This is a genomic window from Exiguobacterium sp. JMULE1, from assembly GCF_013337175.1.
Classification (GTDB): Bacteria; Bacillota; Bacilli; order Exiguobacteriales; family Exiguobacteriaceae; genus Exiguobacterium_A; species Exiguobacterium_A indicum.
Genome location: NZ_SGWC01000002.1, coordinates 2,917,406 through 2,932,622, shown reverse-complemented (window position 1 = coordinate 2,932,622; position 15,217 = coordinate 2,917,406). Strand labels below are relative to the sequence as shown.

15 protein-coding genes are annotated in these 15,217 nt (G+C 45.7%); 9 read left to right on the top strand and 6 right to left on the bottom strand.

Annotation, left to right across the window (positions count from 1 at the left end; translation table 11 throughout):
- Positions 1-58 precede the first annotated feature (58 nt).
- Entirely contained in the window at positions 59-1,063 is a 1,005-nt protein-coding gene (locus EXW93_RS15415) for an inorganic phosphate transporter (protein WP_023469719.1), read from the bottom strand.
- Positions 1,064-1,079: 16 nt separating this feature from the next.
- Complete coding sequence (locus EXW93_RS15410) at positions 1,080-1,697, bottom strand: DUF47 domain-containing protein (RefSeq protein ID WP_023469718.1); 618 nt, start codon at positions 1,695-1,697, stop codon at positions 1,080-1,082.
- 341 nt (positions 1,698-2,038) lie between these two features.
- Here EXW93_RS15410 and cbpA point away from each other — a divergent pair, with 341 nt between their 5' ends.
- The 5 genes from cbpA to EXW93_RS15385 all read left to right on the top strand — a co-directional run bounded on the left by cbpA (position 2,039) and on the right by EXW93_RS15385 (position 8,369).
- Positions 2,039-2,677 (top strand): cyclic di-AMP binding protein CbpA, encoded by a 639-nt coding sequence (gene cbpA / locus EXW93_RS15405; RefSeq protein WP_023469717.1) that lies wholly within the window; start codon positions 2,039-2,041, stop codon positions 2,675-2,677.
- A 60-nt stretch (positions 2,678-2,737) separates the two neighbouring features.
- Positions 2,738-3,508: a pyrroline-5-carboxylate reductase family protein gene (locus EXW93_RS15400; protein ID WP_023469716.1), complete on the top strand. Its 771-nt coding sequence runs from the start codon at positions 2,738-2,740 to the stop codon at positions 3,506-3,508.
- 211 nt (positions 3,509-3,719) lie between these two features.
- Entirely contained in the window at positions 3,720-4,277 is a 558-nt protein-coding gene (locus tag EXW93_RS15395; RefSeq protein ID WP_055969608.1) for a TetR/AcrR family transcriptional regulator, read from the top strand.
- A 14-nt stretch (positions 4,278-4,291) separates the two neighbouring features.
- Complete coding sequence (locus EXW93_RS15390) at positions 4,292-7,498, top strand: efflux RND transporter permease subunit (RefSeq protein ID WP_174316706.1); 3,207 nt, start codon at positions 4,292-4,294, stop codon at positions 7,496-7,498.
- A gap of 217 nt (positions 7,499-7,715) precedes the next feature.
- A complete protein-coding gene (locus tag EXW93_RS15385; protein ID WP_055969605.1) occupies positions 7,716-8,369 on the top strand; it encodes a C40 family peptidase in 654 nt (217 codons plus the stop codon).
- Between the two features lie 54 nt (positions 8,370-8,423).
- Here EXW93_RS15385 and EXW93_RS15380 read toward each other — a convergent pair whose 3' ends face one another.
- Together EXW93_RS15380 and EXW93_RS15375 are read right to left on the bottom strand one after the other, a co-directional pair.
- On the bottom strand, positions 8,424-9,377 hold the full coding sequence (locus tag EXW93_RS15380) for a LacI family DNA-binding transcriptional regulator (RefSeq protein ID WP_023469712.1): 954 nt from the start codon (positions 9,375-9,377) through the stop codon (positions 8,424-8,426).
- 17 nt (positions 9,378-9,394) lie between these two features.
- A complete protein-coding gene (locus EXW93_RS15375; RefSeq protein WP_023469711.1) occupies positions 9,395-9,655 on the bottom strand; it encodes a hypothetical protein in 261 nt (86 codons plus the stop codon).
- Between the two features lie 171 nt (positions 9,656-9,826).
- Between EXW93_RS15375 and EXW93_RS15370 the strand changes: the two genes are divergently transcribed.
- Both EXW93_RS15370 and EXW93_RS15365 read left to right on the top strand, forming a co-directional pair.
- Positions 9,827-10,285, top strand: coding sequence for a MarR family winged helix-turn-helix transcriptional regulator (locus EXW93_RS15370; protein ID WP_023469710.1), 459 nt, complete (start codon positions 9,827-9,829; stop codon positions 10,283-10,285).
- A 146-nt stretch (positions 10,286-10,431) separates the two neighbouring features.
- A complete protein-coding gene (locus EXW93_RS15365; RefSeq protein WP_023469709.1) occupies positions 10,432-11,064 on the top strand; it encodes an NAD(P)H-dependent oxidoreductase in 633 nt (210 codons plus the stop codon).
- 404 nt (positions 11,065-11,468) lie between these two features.
- Here the strand turns inward: EXW93_RS15365 and EXW93_RS15360 are convergent, their stop codons facing one another.
- On the bottom strand, positions 11,469-12,194 hold the full coding sequence (locus EXW93_RS15360) for a WecB/TagA/CpsF family glycosyltransferase (protein ID WP_023469708.1): 726 nt from the start codon (positions 12,192-12,194) through the stop codon (positions 11,469-11,471).
- 80 nt (positions 12,195-12,274) lie between these two features.
- Between EXW93_RS15360 and EXW93_RS15355 the strand changes: the two genes are divergently transcribed.
- The gene (locus EXW93_RS15355; protein WP_174316705.1) at positions 12,275-12,934 is read left to right on the top strand and encodes a uracil-DNA glycosylase; all 660 of its coding nucleotides are present in this window, start codon (positions 12,275-12,277) and stop codon (positions 12,932-12,934) included.
- A 50-nt stretch (positions 12,935-12,984) separates the two neighbouring features.
- Here EXW93_RS15355 and EXW93_RS15350 read toward each other — a convergent pair whose 3' ends face one another.
- Positions 12,985-13,815: a Cof-type HAD-IIB family hydrolase gene (locus EXW93_RS15350; RefSeq protein WP_023469706.1), complete on the bottom strand. Its 831-nt coding sequence runs from the start codon at positions 13,813-13,815 to the stop codon at positions 12,985-12,987.
- Between the two features lie 178 nt (positions 13,816-13,993).
- Between EXW93_RS15350 and EXW93_RS15345 the strand changes: the two genes are divergently transcribed.
- Complete coding sequence (locus tag EXW93_RS15345) at positions 13,994-15,199, top strand: hypothetical protein (protein ID WP_254606223.1); 1,206 nt, start codon at positions 13,994-13,996, stop codon at positions 15,197-15,199.
- Positions 15,200-15,217 lie beyond the last annotated feature (18 nt).

The following is a 15,217-nucleotide window of genomic DNA, read 5'->3' as shown; positions in this document are numbered from 1 at the left end:
TATCGACGCTTCTGACGTACACAAAACCCCACCTGTTTTGAGTAGGCGGGGCAAGTACTTATTTAATGAATAAGAAGTCGAGAATATAGTAGATCAAGGCAGCGAAAGCCATCGAAATTGGCAATGTGATGACCCATGTAATGAGCATGCGCTGTGCTGTTCCCCACTTTACACCTTTCTTACGGTGTGATGTACCTACACCCAAGATGGCAGAAGAGATGACGTGTGTCGTCGAAACCGGAAGATGAATCGCTGTCGCTCCAAAGATGATCGCTGCTGATGTTAAGTCAGCTGCAACCCCGTTGACCGGACGGATTTTCATGATTTGACCACCGACGGTCTTGATGATCCGCCATCCACCTACAGATGTTCCGAGACCCATTGCGATCGCACATGAGAGTTTAACCCAAGTCGCAACTTCGTGATCTGTTTGATAACCAGATGAGATCAAAGCAAGCGTGATGATCCCCATCGCTTTTTGTGCGTCGTTCGTACCGTGTGTATACGACTGCAAAGCAGCGGTTGCAATTTGAACATGACGGAAGCGACGATTCGTCTTCGCCAAGTTTCCTTTTTTGAAGATGACTTTAAAGATTGCATAAACGATGAAACCGAGTGTGAATGCGAGCACTGGTGAAATGAGCAAGGCTTGAACGATTTTCAAGAAGCCTTTTGCTTCGATTCCTCCGAATCCGACAGAGGCAACAGCAGCACCAGCAATCGAACCGATCAGTGTATGCGAAGAACTTGACGGAATACCGAAGTACCAAGTCAAAAGGTTCCAGGCAATGGCTGAAATCAAGGCAGCGATAACGACGTAGCTACCATGTTCAAGTGTTGACGGGTCAACGATGTCACCAGAGATCGTTTTTGCGACTCCAGTGAACGTGATTGCACCTAGGAAGTTCATCGATGCAGCCAAGATGATGGCATGACGTGGTTTCAACGCACGAGTCGACACCGAAGTCGCGATCGAGTTCGCTGTATCGTGGAAACCGTTGATGAAGTCGAAGCTAAGTGCGAGAATCACGATTATGGCGGTGATGATAAACAGGCTATCCATCTCGTTAGCTCCTCACTTAAGCGTTTTTCATGATGATCGTTTCAATGACGTTAGCTGCATCTTGGCAGTAGTCCGCGATTGATTCGAGCGATTCATAGATTTCTTTATATTGGATGATTTTAATTGGATCTGTTTCTGTTGCGAACAATGCTTTGATCGATTTACGGCGTAGGTTATCACAAATCGTCTCTTGTTCTTTGATTTTGATGACGTGTTCACGCATCGGTTGCAATTTACGTGCAACAAGAAGATCCATTGACATCGCGAGTTCTGTGACAGCGATGTTGATTTCATCGACGAACTTTATCATGTGCTCGTCTGCTTGAACGATATTGTAGATTTCGAAGATCGCTGAACATTCTTCAAAACCGTCTAAGACGTCATCAAGTGCGTTAGCAAGTGCGAGTAAGTCTTCACGGTCGATCGGCGTGATGAACGCATTGTTCAAGTCGATGATCAACTGGTGCATCAAATCGTCCCCAGCTGTTTCGAAGTCTTTTACTTTATGTGCAAATTCTTTTACATCCGCGATGCCGTTGATTTTAAAGTCAACGAAGAATTGCGAAGTCGTTTTTAAGTGTCCTGCGATTTCGGATAATTTCACTGCGAATGGATCTTGTTTTTTACTAAACATTTCTTCTGCCTCCATATTAAGAACAAGAATAGAATAGTGAAGTAACTTCACGAGTTCGATTGTAGCAGACGGTATTGTAAAAGAATACATTTATGAAGCGTCTTTACGAAATCTTAATAAATCTTAATACGGAAGTGATTGTAGATTTAATAAATTGTCTGACAATGGTAAAAGTGAAGTGTACTTGATTGAAATGAGTTGGATTACGTTGTGATTGCAAGGGATTGTCTTGTGATTGTAAGAATAAAAGCGCATCAGAAGTGGGAAAAGAGGATATGGCGCATGAAAATCGAATGATATGATTAAGTCTGCGTAATTAGGTAAAAGAGGAGGATTTTATTATGCTCGTACAAAGTTTATGTATTCCGAAGCATCAATGTGTCACGATTTCCGAGACAGCGACGATTCGTGAAGCACTCGACACACTTGAAAAAACCGGATACCGCTGTGTCCCGGTCCTTGACCAATCAGGACAGGACTTTAAAGGGAACATCTATAAGATGCACATCTATCGGCATGGGATGAATGGTGGCAGCTTAGACGACAACGTCATGTCGCTGATTAAGAATACATCCAAATACATCTATACAGGAAGTAATTTCTTTGAAGTCTTCTTCTCAATCAAGGAATTACCGTATATCGCGGTCTTAAATGATGACGGTCATTTCTTCGGTATCCTGCCACACGGAAAAATGCTTGGAATGCTTGAAGAAGCATGGAACCGTGATTCTGGAAGTTACGTCCTGACAGTAGCCCTAAGTGAACAAAAAGGGGCACTTGAGAAGATCTCGAAGATCGTCAACAAATATTCAACGGTCGCGAGTCTGATGACACTCGATGCGAAGAGTAGCGTCATGCGTCGTGTATTGATTACATTACCGACGGATTGTGACGAGAAGACAAAGAAAAAAATCGTTAAGAAACTTGACGATAAGGGACTTCGAGTCGTTGCTGTCGAAGATTTAGCCGTTCGTGTATAATGGACCCGCACAAGACCAGTTCATGACTGGTCTTTTTTTGAGGGAAAGGAAGGATAGATGATGAAACTATTAATAGTAGGAGCCGGTGCGATGAGTGAGGCACTCGTTCAAGGATGGGTCGCTTCTGGATTTGCACGAGAAGATATCACGATGACGAATCGGAGTGGCGGGATACGCTTGACAGAAGTCGCAGCGCGACACGGCGTTCAAACGGTCGAGCAGGAGGACGTCTCCTTATACGATCTCGTCATGCTGGGCATGCAACCCGATGGTGTACTCGACTATGTAGCGAATCAACAATGGACGAATCAGACGATCGTTTCGATTGCTGCACATATTACACCATATGAAATCGAACAGTTGGCAAAACGTCCGACAGTTGCTGCCATGCCAAATACCCCAGTCGCACACCGTTTAGGAATGACTGGACTATGGTTCGGCTCACGCGTGAATGAAGAGATCCGAAGTGTAGTCGAGGCATTATTTGGACGTGTCGGAGAAATTGCGGAAGCAAATGAATCGACGATGCCTGCATTCATGGCGGCAGCTGGATGTAGTCCTGCTTTCTTCTATGAAGTCGTAGCTGGTATGGTGCCGGTTTTGACGGATGCTGGTTTTGAAGAAGGAAATGCACGTCGAATCGTTGCTCAAGCGATGAAAGGTTCAGCTGAAATTCTCATGCGCTCCGACGCAAGTACGGATCGTCTGATTGCCGATGTTGCGGCACCTGGTGGACCGACGGATCGTGGCGTCCAAGTGCTACGAGAGCGTCACTTATTCGATACGATGCAAGCGGCACTACGAGAGAGTTCACGCGAAGCAGACGAATAATGGATTCAAAAGAGGCTGACTCAAAAAGAATGACGCGTCTTTTCACGTCCTTATCTTTGTAGAGACTGACATTTGAGTCAGTCTTTTTTTTCGTTCACGAAAGTTTCACGTGAAACATAAACAAAGCGATTGCATCTTCAAATAAGAATTCGTACACTGTAAAAAGAAACCGTCCAGACGGTACAGTAAATATGAGGGAAGGGGGAGACTATTGGCCAGTGCAAAAGCGCAAGAGACTCGTCGTCGGATTCTTGCAGCCACGACGACGATCATTTTGCAACAAGGATTCACCCAATTGACGCTTGAAGAAGTAGCGAAACAAGCAAATGTCTCAAAAGGTGGACTATTGTATCATTTCGCTTCGAAGGAAGCTTTATTAATGGGGGTCATCGAGGCGCAAGAAGCACGACAATTTGAACTATATGAACAGCATCAGTTGACGATGGGACCGATGGAAGCGTTCGTGACGTTGCAAATCCAGCAACAAGAGGAGTTCCATCTCGACATGGACGCGCTTCTTTACTTGTTGTCCTTATTAAAGGATCATGCGACGTTCGTCGAGGAACGAAAGCGACAAGCGGAGCAGTTCTTTCGCCAACTGACAGAACAGATGGATCCGGTTGAAGTATTGTCGATTCGCTTTACATTAGACGGTTTGAAATTGTCGGAGCATTTTCAGTTCGGTGCACCGTCTCCAAATGTGCGACAACGATTAATTCAGCAATTAATAGAACGTGCACGACGACTAGATAAACAAATTGAAGAGTGAGGGAGAACCATACGATGAAAAAGATCATCCAATTTTCGGTGAACAATAAGTTTGCCCTCTGGCTCATGACGATCATCATCACGGTTGCCGGTATTTATGCGGGAACATCGATGAAGCTCGAGACATTGCCAGACATCACGACACCGACCGTGTCGGTGACGACGATTTATCCAGGTGCTACACCAGAACAGGTTCTAGATGAAGTCAGTCGAGAACTTGAAAGTAAGGTCGAAAATTTATCAGGAGTCGATACTGTACGCTCGACGTCCTTCCAAAATGCATCGAACCTACAAATCGACTATAACTTCAGTACGGATATGGAAGAAGCCGAGCAAAAAGTAAAAGAAGCTCTTTCAAATGTCGAATTACCGGAAGGTGTTCAGGAACCACAAGTATCACGGATTTCCTTTGATGCATTCCCGGTCATCGGTTTTGCCGTTTCGGATAAGGAGCGTTCCCTGTCTGAGTTGACGAAACTCGTTGAAAATGAACTTCAACCGAAGCTTGAAGGAATCGAAGGGGCGCAGACGGTTCAAGTCGCGGGTCAAGAGATTCGCCGGATCGAAATTCGCTTCGATGAGAAAAAACTCGAACGTTACGGTTTAACCGAAGAGAATGCGAAACAATTGATTCAAGCTAATGATTCCCGTTTAGCGCTTGGCTTATACGAGTTGGGGGATAAGGAACAAGCAGTCGTATTAGATGGAAAAGCAACGACGGTCAAGGAATTAAAAGATCTTCGTCTCCCCTATACACCACCAGCATCGAATACTCCTGAAGCAGGACAAGCAGGACAAGCAGGACAAGCAGGACAAGCAGGACAAGCAGGACAAGCAGGACAAGCTCCATCGTCAGCCCCTGCAGCATCCCAAACGACACCATCGACAGGTGCGGCGTCAGATCAGGCAACACAGACGGCACCAACGCAAGTACCAACTGTCACGTTGTCACAAGTCGCGACGATTGAAGATAAAGGGATCGAGGAATCAATCTCGCGTTCGAATGGTGAACGATCGATTGGGGTTCAAGTAACGAAGTCGCAAGATGCGAATACAGTCGATGTCGTCAATGCAGTCAAGCAGACAATCAAAGACTTTGAAAAAGAAAACGGTTCGGTCAATGCATCTGTGACACTTGATCAAGGAAAACCAATTGAGGAATCTGTTTCGACGATGATCAGTAAAGCATTGATTGGTGCGTTATTTGCGATCGTCATCATCTTGCTGTTCTTACGAAACATTAAATCAACGATCATCGCTGTTATTTCGATTCCATTATCGCTTCTGATGGCCATTCTTGTGTTGAAGCAGATGGATATTTCCTTAAACATCATGACACTCGGAGCGATGACGGTCGCGATTGGTCGAGTCGTTGATGATTCCATCGTCGTCATCGAAAATATTTATCGCCGTTTGACGGATCCGACGGAAAAGTTAAAAGGAAAAGAACTGATCATCAGTGCAACACGAGAGGTATTCATTCCAATCGCTTCGTCGACAGTCGTTACGATCGCGGTCTTCTTACCACTCGGGTTCGTTACGGGATTCGTTGGTGAGCTCTTCTTACCATTCGCTTTGACAGTCGTCTTTGCACTGTTCGCGTCCTTGATCGTTGCGGTTACGGTCGTTCCGATGTTCGCTGATTCGCTCTTTAAGCGTGGTAAAGCACCAAAACCGGAAAAAGAAGAGGGCGGAAAGTTGGCGAATGGATATCGCCGTATGCTGAATTGGTCTCTCAACCATAAACTCATCGTCTTTGGTCTTTCAGTCTTGCTATTGATCGGTAGTTTTGCTCTCGTACCAACGATTGGTGTCAACTTCTTGAATCAAGAAGGAGAAAAGACACTCTACGTCACGTACAATCCAAAACCTGGTCAAACGCTGGATGATTCGTTAAAAGCAGCTGATCAAGCAGAAGATTATTTCAACAAACAAAAAAATATCGATAATCTTCAATTTACTGTCGGTGGAGAAAATCCATTGAATCCAGGGAATACGAAACAAGGGGTCTTCATCGTCCAATACGATCCAGACACGGAAGATTTTGCAGATGTTAAACAGACAGCCATCAAACAGCTGAATGCTGACATTCCGACAGGAGAATGGAAAGAGCAAGACTTTAGTGGTGGCGCAGCTTCGTCAGGCGTCTCGTACTCTATCTTTGCGAATAATATTGAAGATTTAGAAGCAGTAACACCGAAATTCGTCGATGCTATCGAAGGTGAGTCGAAGTATGTTCGAAAAGTAACGACAGATTTAAAAGAAGCGTATACGCAATATACGTTCGAAGTCGATCAGCAAAAAGCGGCTGAATTCGGCGTTTCAACAGCACAACTTGCGCAGGGCATTGCTAATGTCCAAGGAGAAGAAAAACCACTTTCTACTATTAAGGTAGATGGGAAGGAACTCGATGTCATCGTTCCAAACGAACAAACGACATACGATTCCGTTCAAGATTTGGAAGAGACGGATGTCGTGACACCGCTTGGCGTGCGCAAACTGTCCGATTTTGTTGAAGTGAAGAAAGGAACGACTCCTGATTCGCTCAACGAACGTGATGGAAAACTCGTCGCTACCGTTACAGCAGAACTAAAAACGGATAAAGCAACCGAGGCTTCTCAAGCGATTGAAAAGTCCGTCAAAAACATTGATCGTCCGACAGGCGTCTCGTATGAGCAAGGCGGAGTCACGGAGCAGATCCAAGAGTCGTTCACACAACTTGGTCTAGCAATGGCAGCAGCTGTAGCGATCGTCTATCTTGTCCTCGTCATTACGTTTGGAGGAGCATTGACACCACTCGTCATCTTGTTCTCACTTCCATTCGCCATCATCGGTGGACTGGTTGCCCTGTTGATTACAGGAGAGACGATTTCTGTGTCATCCTTGATTGGTGCGTTGATGTTGATCGGAATCGTCGTGACGAATGCGATCGTCTTGATCGACCGTGTCATTCATAAAGAAGCGGAAGGTTTATCGACGCGTGAAGCACTACTCGATGCAGCAGGTACACGTTTACGTCCGATCTTGATGACGGCGCTTGCGACGATTGGTGCACTTGCACCACTTGCGCTTGGACTCGAAGGTGGCGCATTGATTTCAAAAGGGTTAGGTGTGACGGTCATCGGTGGACTGACGAGTTCGACGTTGTTGACACTCCTCATCGTGCCAATTGTCTATGAATTCTTAGCACGTTTCCGTAAAAAGAAGTCAATTGATTCTTGAAAAAACGATTAAATGACTCAAACTGACAGGTATGTAGAAATGGCTATCCTAAGCCGTTCTACAGCCTGTTTTTTTTTTGTTACAAAAGTATTACGAAAAAGAATTAGCGTTAAAGAATTGTAACATGATGAAAATCTGGAACATGATAGGATAAATACAGAAATTATCTGACAATTCAGACGTAAAAAACATTCATACATAAGAGGAGAATGAATCGATGAAAGCTGTCACTCGTGTTTTGTTAACCTTAACGTTACTCATCAGTAGTTGGACACTCGTCCCAGCATCAACGCAAGCTGCAACAAGTAAAAAAGTAGTGGTGTCAGTGGATGTGCTAAATATTCGTGCAAAAGCTGCTGTATCGAGTAAACGAGTCGGGCAATTGAAACTTGGACAAGCTGTAACCGTCGTAGGTCAGGTCAAAGAATGGTATCAAATCCGTCATCAAGGAAAATCAGCATATATCGCTTCTACATACACGAAAGCATATAACACTAAAGCGACGAAAGGTCTTAGTAAAACAGGATCAACGATCGTTTCGGTAGCAGAAGGTCTCAAAGGACGTCCTTATGTTTTTGGTGCGACAGGTCCTGTTAGCTTTGATTGCTCTGGATTTACACGCTACGTTTATCAAGCACTAGGAAAATCACTCCCACGTACGGCAGCGGCTCAATACTCAGCAACAAAACGTACGGCACCAGGCGCTGGTGATCTCGTCTTCTTTACACATGGAAGTGGGATTCAACACGTTGGAATCGCTGTCGATGGTGGTACGATGATCAATGCGAACTCGTATTATGGAAGAGTCGTCAAAGAATCGTTCCGTGGTGGCTACTGGGGATCACGGTATGTAGCGGCAGGAACTCTTTAAACAAAACGAAGCGACGAATTCAAATCGATGAACTCGTCGCTTTTTTATATGGATTCAAGTATGAGGAAGAACAGTCGTTCCAGCAATGAACGTCGAGGGTACTTCGATTTGTGGACGAGCAACGAGATCTTCGCGGACGGTTAATTGAAAAGCATGTCGCCCGATCGTGGCATAAGGGATCGCGATCGTCGTCATCGCTAAGACTTCAGCGAGTTCACTTCCATCAAAACCAATGACAGACAGGTCTCCAGGAACCTGATAGCCTTGTTTTCGGAGTTCTAAGATGAGACCCGCTGCCACGTGATCACTTGCGGTCAAGATCGCGGTCGGTCGTTGTTTTTGTTGCATCCAGCGTCTTGCGACGGTCGCACCGTCTTCAATCGTCAAGGTCTGTTCATAGACGAATTCGTCACGTACGACCTCTTGATACGCATGTTTACGCGCCAAGCTATTCGTACTGTCCGGTCGTCCGAGACAGATGCCGATGCTCGTATGTCCCTGTTGTCGTAGATGTGCAAGTCCTTGTTGAAAGGCCGTATAGTGATCGATATAGACGGCAGCGACATCTTCATGATGTTCACAAAAGACGATCGGACCATATTGTTCATACGATAAAATCGCTGATAAGGGAAGACTGTGCGACACGACGATGAGTGCGTCGATTTCCTGTTGCGCCAGCGCATCCAGTGCCAGTTGCTCATGCGTTTCCACATAATTCGTTTGCCACGTCAAGAACCGATAGCTCGCGTCAAAGGCGGCTTGCGCGATGCCTTGAAGAATGGCAGCGTGATATGGATGATCAACGAACGGAAGCATGACTCCGACCGTTTTTGTCATACCCGTCGATAGATGGACAGCAGTCTGATTACGGATATATCCGAGTTTTTCGATAGCTTCTCGAACAGCTTGTCGCTTCTCGTTCGCAACGTAAGGATGATCATTTAGTACACGTGAGACTGTCGTAACGGACACGTTGGCTTCACGTGCCAAGTCTCGGATGTTCGTCATCGCGCATCCCTCCTGGATTACATCTTACGAGATAATCGTCGTTCAAGTCGGCGCCAATCCTGTCGAGAGACAGGAGCCGAGAATGGAGCTGTCTGCTCAGCCAATTCATTGATCTTTGAGAGCAGTCTTATTTTTTCTTGAGGAGACAAATCAGGGTATTGATCGACCAACGTGTGCTGACACAAATAATAGCCTGCTGGTGTATGCAATTGTTCGATGGCCCACTCAAAAGCAACATTTCGTTTAAACAGTTGTGTTAACCGTGTATGAATCGACATGATGATTACCTCCTTTTTAGTGTATATCAAGACGATAGGCTATGAAACGCGTTTCACGGCAAGAACTATTTTTGAGCAATGGATCGATTGGAAAAATTCAGCAAGAATTGACCAGTTAGACAAAGAAGTCTATGATTGTGACGATACAACACAAAGAGGGGCGAACGTAAAATGGAATCGACAGACTCGAAGCTGGCATTAAAAATGCTCGTTGTTCTATCTCGGACGATGCATGCGGTGACGGAGCAAGTGAAGGCAGACATCAAAACACATCAGTTGAATTTATCAGAATTCGGAGTTCTTGAATTGTTGTACCACAAAGGGGACACGCCTCTACAACAAATTGGCGATAAGATTCTATTAACGAGCGGAAGTGTGACGTATGTCGTGGATAAACTTGAAAAGCGTGGGTTGATTGCGCGAAAATCATGTGCGACGGATCGTCGTGTCACGTTTGGGACATTAACGGAAGCTGGACGCGAACTAATGGAAGAGACATTCCCGAAACATGAAGCCTTTTTAGCAGACTTATTTAACGATTTGTCGGTTTCTGAAAAGGAACAGTTGATTGATCAGTTGAAACGAATCGGTTTACGAGCCGAACATTATACGCCGCTCGAAAATGTGTAAGAATTAGCACTCATAAGATCAAGAAAGCTCAGGTCACGGACTTGAGCTTTTTTTTATTCGTTTGGAAGTCAAACTAATTGACAAACGAAAAGGTGGTTGGTATGTTTAGTTACAGAATTTACTTTAAATAAAAGGGAGAAATAATAATGACTAAATTACTTTATGTAACTGTTAACCCGAAAGCTACAGAACACTCTTTCAGCCTTCAAGTCGGTGAAGCATTCCTCGAAAGCTACAAAGCAGCGAATCCTTCAGCTGAAGTAGAAGTTCTTGATCTATATAACGAAACAGTTCAAGAAATCGATACAGATGTTCTAAGCGCATGGGGCAAATTCGCAACAGGCGAAGAGTTAACAGAAGTGGAGATCGCAAAAGTCGGTACGATGACAAAACATCTCGAGCAATACATGGAAGCAGATGAGTATGTCTTCGTCACACCAATGTGGAACTTCTCTTTCCCAGCGCGTCTCAAAATGTACATCGACAGCGTTCTTCTTGCAGGTAAAACATTCGCTTATACTGCAGAAGGTCCAAAAGGCTTGATGGAAGGCAAAAAAGCACTCCACATCCAAGCAACAGGTGGCGTCTACACAGGATCTGGTCTCAACTTCGGTGATGACTACCTCCGTCAAGCGCTTGCTTTCACTGGTGTAACAGACTACGATGCACTCTTCATCGAAGGTATGGCAATGAACCCAGAAAAAGCAGAAGAAATCAAAGAAGCAGCAATCGCTAAAGCGAAAGAACTCGGTCGTTCATTCTCGACTGTCAACGCATAAGATAAGCGTCAAAAAGGCTCCCGCCGTGTCGGGAGCCTTGAGACTGGAGACAAAGCGTAATTTTTCTCTTAACGAGAAAGATTGCGCTTTTTTGTTCATCTCGCATCGTTTTCCTGGGACAAGCATCGCGCCGCTTCACTTCGTTGCAGGGTCGCTCTTGCTTGTTTTCCCTAGGAAGCGATGTCGAGTGAACAAAACGATTCTCTGATTATCCTTTTTCTAGAGATAAAAAGAATGACACGTCATACGCCACTCCTACAGGAAAAGCGCGATTTTGCGCTGTCAGCAGACAAACAAGACCCGTTTTTCTGCTTGAATGAAGCGGAAAAACTGGCTTGTGTCTCGCCTGAGGAAAGGGCGTGAAAGGACGCGTCATTTTTTAAGTCAGCCCTTTTTGTGTGCACTCAAGAGAGCGTTGATTTTTTGCGAAGTACAAGCGTTACGAAGAACAACAAGTCTTTAAGTTTCTCAAAACCACGAGGATGCGTCGAGATGCGATACAGCCACTCTAGCTTCAGTCGACGAAATAATTTAGGCGCACGTTTACTGTGTCCTGACCAAACGTCGAACGCACCACCGACACCGATGAAGATGCCATGATCGACGTGATCATAGACGGAAGCGATCCATTCTTCTTGTTTCGGTGCACCGAGTGCGACGAGAACAAGATCAGCGTCTGCTTCTGTAATGGCTTGCGTTGCTTCTTCTGTCTTTCCAAAACCATGAAACGTTCCTACGAAGTGGATATTCGGAAACCGAATCGATAACTGACGAATCAACGATTTCATGACTTCCGGACGTCCACCGAGTAAAAAGACACGCTTCTCGAGTGCGTCTGCCGTCCGCAATAGTTCACGTGCGGTCTCGATTCCTGGCAATGTCGCAGTGAGCGGTGCGCCCATCCGTTTACTGGCAGCCGTCACACCGATTCCGTCTGGTGTAATGAACGTCGCCCGTCGTAAGATGGCATCGTAAGAAGGTTCGCGCAATGCACGCAACACGAGCTCTGGGTTCGCCGTGACAAGAAAGGCTTTTCCACGTTCGTGTAAGATTGTTTTAATATGGGTATACCATTGCGAAGGTGTCGCATCGACGAATGGTAGTCCGAATACTTGTTTTGTCTGAATCATAGTTTTCCACCTCATCATCCATCATAGCAGAATCAAGACGGACGAACAGCGACTTGAGACTGAAAAAGGAGCGGATTCACGTGCATCCATCTTGGCAAACCGTGTTAAAAGAAGAAAAGGAAAAACCCTATTTTCAAGAACTGTGGGCTTTTTTGAAGGAAGCCTATCAAACGACGACCGTCTATCCTCCGAAAGAGCGGATCTTTCATGCGTTCGATGCGGTCGCTCCAGAAGATGTCCGGTGCGTCATCTTAGGGCAAGATCCCTACCATGGTCCACGTCAGGCGAATGGACTCAGCTTTTCCGTGCATGACGGAGTGCCGATCCCTCCATCCCTTCGAAACATGTATAAGGAACTCGTCTCGGATATCGGTTGTCCGACTCCGACATCCGGTAATCTCGAAGCATGGTCACGACAAGGAGTCTTCTTACTCAATACGTCGCTTACGGTTGAAGAAGGGAAAGCGGGATCCCATGCTAAAAAAGGTTGGGCACCGTTTACGGATCGGGTCATCGAAGTATTAGGAACACAGACACAACCAATCGTATTCATCCTCTGGGGAAATCATGCGAAGAGTAAAAAAACGCTGATCGATACGGATCGTCATCTTGTTCTTGAAGCTGTCCATCCGAGTCCCTTGTCCGCAAGTCGTGGATTTTTCGGTAGTAAACCGTATTCGCAAACGAATGCTTGGCTGAAAGAGCAGGGAAGAGAGCCGATCGACTGGTGTTTGTCGTAAATTAAAAGCGTGTGTCCCGTTGAATGCGGAACACACGCTTTTTGAGTTACTTAGCGGCTTGAGATCGCCGGTTCCTCATCCATCATGAATTTTTCGACGACGAGAGCAACACCATCTTCATCGTTCGAAGCGGTCATATACTGTGCTTTTTCTTTGACGGTATCGGCTGCATTCGCCATCGCGACACCAAGACCTGCCCATTCAATCATCGATAGATCGTTGTTACCGTCTCCACAAGCAATGACTTCTTCTTGAGCGATTCCTAGTTTTTCAGACAGTAAGGCAAGGCTTGTTCCTTTTGTCACACCGTCTTCCGTGAATTCAAGGAAAAATGGCTTCGAGCGAGCTACTGCAAGTTCACCCGCAAGTTCCTGTTGAAGCGTCTGTTCGACGCGCGCGAGGTGCGTCTCTTCTGCCATCATCAAACACTTGACGACAGGTGTTTGAATCGCGGCTTTAAAATCAGCGACAGGGATGACTTCCATGCCTGTCAGTTGTCCTTCAAGCGTCGTATACTCGTTTGGTTGTTCTGTCAGGATTTCATCTCCGATATACGTGTGGATGTAGACACCTTCCCGTTTACTCAAATCGTCGAGGCGGTGGACCGTCTCCGGGGAAAGCGTGCTGAGGAAGAGCGATTCGTTCGTTTTACAATCAATGATTGAAGCGCCATTAAAGCTCAGGATGTAACTGCCATAGCGAGCGAGTTCCAGTTCTTTTGCGAGGTCGAGCATGGCAAAAGTCGGACGACCGCTAGCGAGCACGACCTTCTTCCCGCGTCGCTGCGCAGCGAGTAAAGCTTCTTTCGTACGTGGTGAAATCGTATGGTCACTTGTCAACAAGGTATCATCTAAATCGAGAACAATCATTTTATACGTCATACATTCAAACCCCTTTCAATTATCTGTATATCGTAACAACTTGTGTCCCATTCGACAATATACTCTCCTCGAAGAGAGTATGATAAAGTGGAAACAGAGCCCGTACGGAAAGGATTCCAACTTTATGAAATATCTCTTCATGATCATATCAAGTCTATTATTAGCAGGATGCAGTACGATGTTTCCACATCCTGCCTCTCTACTCGAACATCCGTCCCTTCCGGCATGGGAGCAGTCGTTGAAAGAACGGATTGACCGCGATTTGCCGAAACAGGCAGAGATCGTGGCGCCACGAAATCAAGCGGTATCCCGCCTATACGAACTCGTCGACTTAGATCGAAACGGTAAAGATGAAGCGATCACCTTCTACCGTAGCGAGCAGGACGGGCGCTTCACGATTCATCTGCTCGTCCATGAACGACAAGGCGAAAAATGGCGACTCGTGGCGCGACAGACGGTAGCTGACGGTCGAGCCATCGATCGACTCGAAGTCATAACTGACGCACGACATAAACAAAACCACCTGGTCATCGGTATTACCAGTTATGGTGAAAATACGTTATACATCATTGAACAGTTACTATCGAAGCAACGAGACGTCACGAAAGTCGATCGGTATGATCGTCTGTCGGTAGATGACTTGAATCAAGATCGAGAGCGGGATATGGTGCTTCTGCAAAAGGGCAGTCCGTCTCGTTTGATCTATTATAAAGACATCCTGTCGAAAGAGCACCAAGAGACGACACTTTCAACGCAGGATGGCGATTTATTCGCAGAACATGATTTATTTGAAGTCGATACGATCAATGCCGCTCGGAATAAAGGCTTGATCGTATCGTATACACGAGATGCAAAAATGCACATCGCATTATTCCGTTTAGCGAACGATACATTGGAACAGGTTCGTTTCGGTCAGGTCGATGAGATCGTCGAACCGATGTATACCTTCCCGAAAGATGTCGATCAAGACGGAATCATCGAGTTTGGTCATCAATACACGCCAGCAGGCAGTAAAGGGCGTGAGGGTGAACCGAAACCACGCATCACGGCATACTACACATGGAATGGGTCAGATAATTCGCCATTTCTCGAGAGTGGGTTCGAATTGCGAGAAGAGCAGTACATCGATCAAGAATACAATTTCGTCATGCGGTTCCCTGCCAACTGGGCGACGCGTGAAACGATCGAGAAACGCGAAAATCGTGTTCGGTTCATCAATCGAGAAACGAAGCAGATTGATTTCGAATTAGAGGTCATTCCGAAGAATCAATACATTGCTAGTGACCAAAAACGAAAAATCAAAGAAGGTATCGATTATGTCTATGTGATTGATGCGACGAAGGATTATGAAGTGTTCGTCAATCGTGTCACACTCGTGGAATAAAGAATCAGGGGGAGAAAA